Here is a 2,482-nt window from a genome sequence, read left to right as displayed (position 1 = left end):
GCGCGCAGCAGCCGCCCATCGGCCAGCGCGCGCAGCGCCGGCAGGGCGCGGGGATCGCCGAGCGCGCCGAGGCGCTCCACCGCCTCGGCCTGGGCGTTGAAGTTGCCGCCGAGGCCGGCCAGCGCGGCCACGAAAGCGTCCTGCGCCCGCGCCGGCAGCGCGGCCAGGAGCAGCAGGAGGACCAGGAGGTAACGCGTCATGCGGGGATGGCCGGGGGCGTCCTGCGCCCCCGGCCCGCTGCTCAGCCGCGGCGGCGGTTGGCGTTCTCGGGGATGAACTGCGACCAGTTCTCCGCCGGCACCACGTTCGGCGTCTTCCAGACCACGTTGAACTGGCCGTCGGCCTGGATCTCGCCGATCATGACCGGCTTCGACAGGTGGTGGTTGGCCAGCATCTCCTCGGTGTAGCCGCAGGGCGCGTCGAACTTCTGGCCGATCACGGCGGTGCGGACGGCATCGACCGCCGTGGTGCGGGCGGCGGCCACGGCCTGCGCCCACATGTTGAAGCCGGTGTAGGTGGCCTCCATCGGATCGTTCGTCACGCGGCGCGGGTTGCGGATGTAGGCGCGCCAGAGGTTCAGGAACTGCGTGTTGGCGGGCGACTGCACGCTCATGAAGTAGTTCCAGGCCGCCAGGTGGCCGACCAGCGGACGGGTGTCGATGCCGGCCAGTTCCTCCTCGCCGACGCTGAAGGCGACACAGGGGATGTCCTCGGCCTTGATGCCCTGGTTGCCGAGTTCGCGGTAGAAGGGAACGTTCGCGTCGCCGTTGATGGTGGAGACGATCGCGGTCTTCTTGCCCTCGCTGGCGAAGCGCTTCACGCGCGCGACGATGCCCTGCCAGTCGCTATGACCGAAGGGCGTATACTCCTCCATGATGTCGGCATTGGTGATGCCCTTGGAGTTCAGGAAGCCGCGCAGGATGCGGTTGGTGGTGCGCGGATAGACGTAGTCCGTGCCCAGCAGGGCGATGCGCGTGGCCCCGCCACCATCTGCGGACATGAGGTATTCCACCGCCGGGATCGCCTGCTGGTTCGGCGCGGCGCCGGTGTAGAAGATGTTGCGGCTCTCCTCCTCGCCCTCGTACTGGACGGGATAGAACAGCATCCCGTTCAGCTCCTCGAAGACGGGGAGCACGGACTTGCGGGACACCGAGGTCCAGCAGCCGAAGGTCACGTCCACGCGGTGCACCTGCAGCAGCTCCCGGGCCTTCTCGGCGAAGAGCGGCCAGTTGGAGGCGGGATCCACCACCACCGGCTCCAGCCGCCGGCCCAGCAGGCCACCGCGGCTGTTCTGATGCTCCACCATCATCAGCACCGTATCGCGCAGCGCCGTCTCACTGATCGCCATGGTGCCGGAGAGCGAGTGCAGCACGCCGACGCGGATCGGCGCGGACTGCGCCATGGACGGCTTGATGTTGGGCGCGGCGATCGCGGCGCCGAGCCCGGCGAGGGCGGCGCGGCGGGTGATCCTCATCTGGCTTGTCACTCTGTGAGCCTCCTCGTCGGCACGTCTTGGACCGGCGCAGGCCGGATGGGCGCGCGCTGCGGCAGCGCCCCGCGATCGCGCGGCGCGGCGGGATGCCCTGCGAGATGCGTGCCACGCGGTAGGCGCAGCGCCGTTCCAGCGCTTCCGACGCTGGGCCCCTCACGGCGCAGCGCCGTTCCTGCATTGGTGTTGGGCGTCCGCTGCACGCACCTGCACCGTTCTGCCGCAACCGCGGGCAACGGCGGTTCCGCGTTGCGCCCGGCCGCATGGCAGCCGCCAGCATGGACCCGAATTCACGCTGTTCCCGGTCCGGCACGACCGGTTTGCAGCTTCGCCCGGCCGTGCAAGGCTCGCGCCGATGTCGATCGCCGCACGAGCCCAGCCTGCCCATCAGCGCGCAGACGGGCAGCTTGCCCTGCGCGTGGAGGCCGCGGCTGCCGGCGCCCGGATCGCGCGCCTCTACCAGTCGGCGCCGCTGCGGATGCTGTTCCCGGACACCGACCCCGGCGATCCGACCCTGGGCGCCGTCGTCAATGTCGCGGGCGGGCTGGCCGGCGGCGATCGGGCGCAGGTCGCGCTGGCTCTGGGGCCGGGCGCGCGCTTCACGGCGACGACGCCGGCGGCGGAGAAGATCTATCGGAGCCTCGGCGACGAGACGCGGCTCGGCACGGAGCTTCGGATCGAAGAAGGATCATGCTGCGAATGGCTTCCGCAGGAGACGATCCTGTTCGACGGCGCACGGCTGACGCGGCGGTGGGAGGTCGGCCTGGCGGCGGACAGCCGGCTGCTGGCGTCCGAGATGCTGGTGCTCGGCCGCGCTGCCCGGGGCGAGCGCTTCGCGCACGGCCTGCTGCATGACCGCTGGAAGGTGCGCCGCGGCGGGCGCCTGCTCTGGGCCGATGCGCTGCGCATCGACGACCCCGGCGCGCAGGCGGCATCGCGCTTCACGCTCGGCGGGGCCGGTGCGCTGGCCACGCTGCTGCTGGCGGGGCCCGA

At 71.4% G+C, this 2,482-nt stretch carries 2 protein-coding genes and 1 pseudogene; 1 reads left to right on the top strand and 2 read right to left on the bottom strand.

All coding sequences use genetic code 11. The features are described from left to right. Window positions 1–200 (bottom strand): annotated as a pseudogene (locus OZN99_RS29720) (urea ABC transporter permease subunit UrtB); the annotation flags it as partial. A 41-nt stretch (window positions 201–241) separates the two neighbouring features. After that, entirely contained in the window at window positions 242–1,474 is a 1,233-nt protein-coding gene (urtA, locus tag OZN99_RS29715; protein WP_270938822.1) for an urea ABC transporter substrate-binding protein, read from the bottom strand. A gap of 370 nt (window positions 1,475–1,844) precedes the next feature. Here urtA and OZN99_RS29710 point away from each other — a divergent pair. Further along, window positions 1,845–2,482: urease accessory protein UreD (locus tag OZN99_RS29710; protein ID WP_270938821.1), on the top strand; the 638-nt coding region annotated here is incomplete at its 3' end.

It is taken from the genome of Falsiroseomonas oryzae (assembly GCF_027856955.1).
In the GTDB taxonomy this organism is placed as follows: Bacteria; Pseudomonadota; Alphaproteobacteria; order Acetobacterales; family Acetobacteraceae; genus Falsiroseomonas; species Falsiroseomonas oryzae.
The sequence above is the reverse complement of the archived record's forward strand: the minus strand, read 5'-3'. Positions and strand labels throughout refer to the sequence as shown.

Bases quoted from the DNA above. Each gene is read 5' to 3' on its own strand.
- urtA (WP_270938822.1), bottom strand. From the start codon at position 1,474: ATGAGGATCACCCGCCGCGCCGCCCTCGCCGGGCTCGGCGCCGCGATC.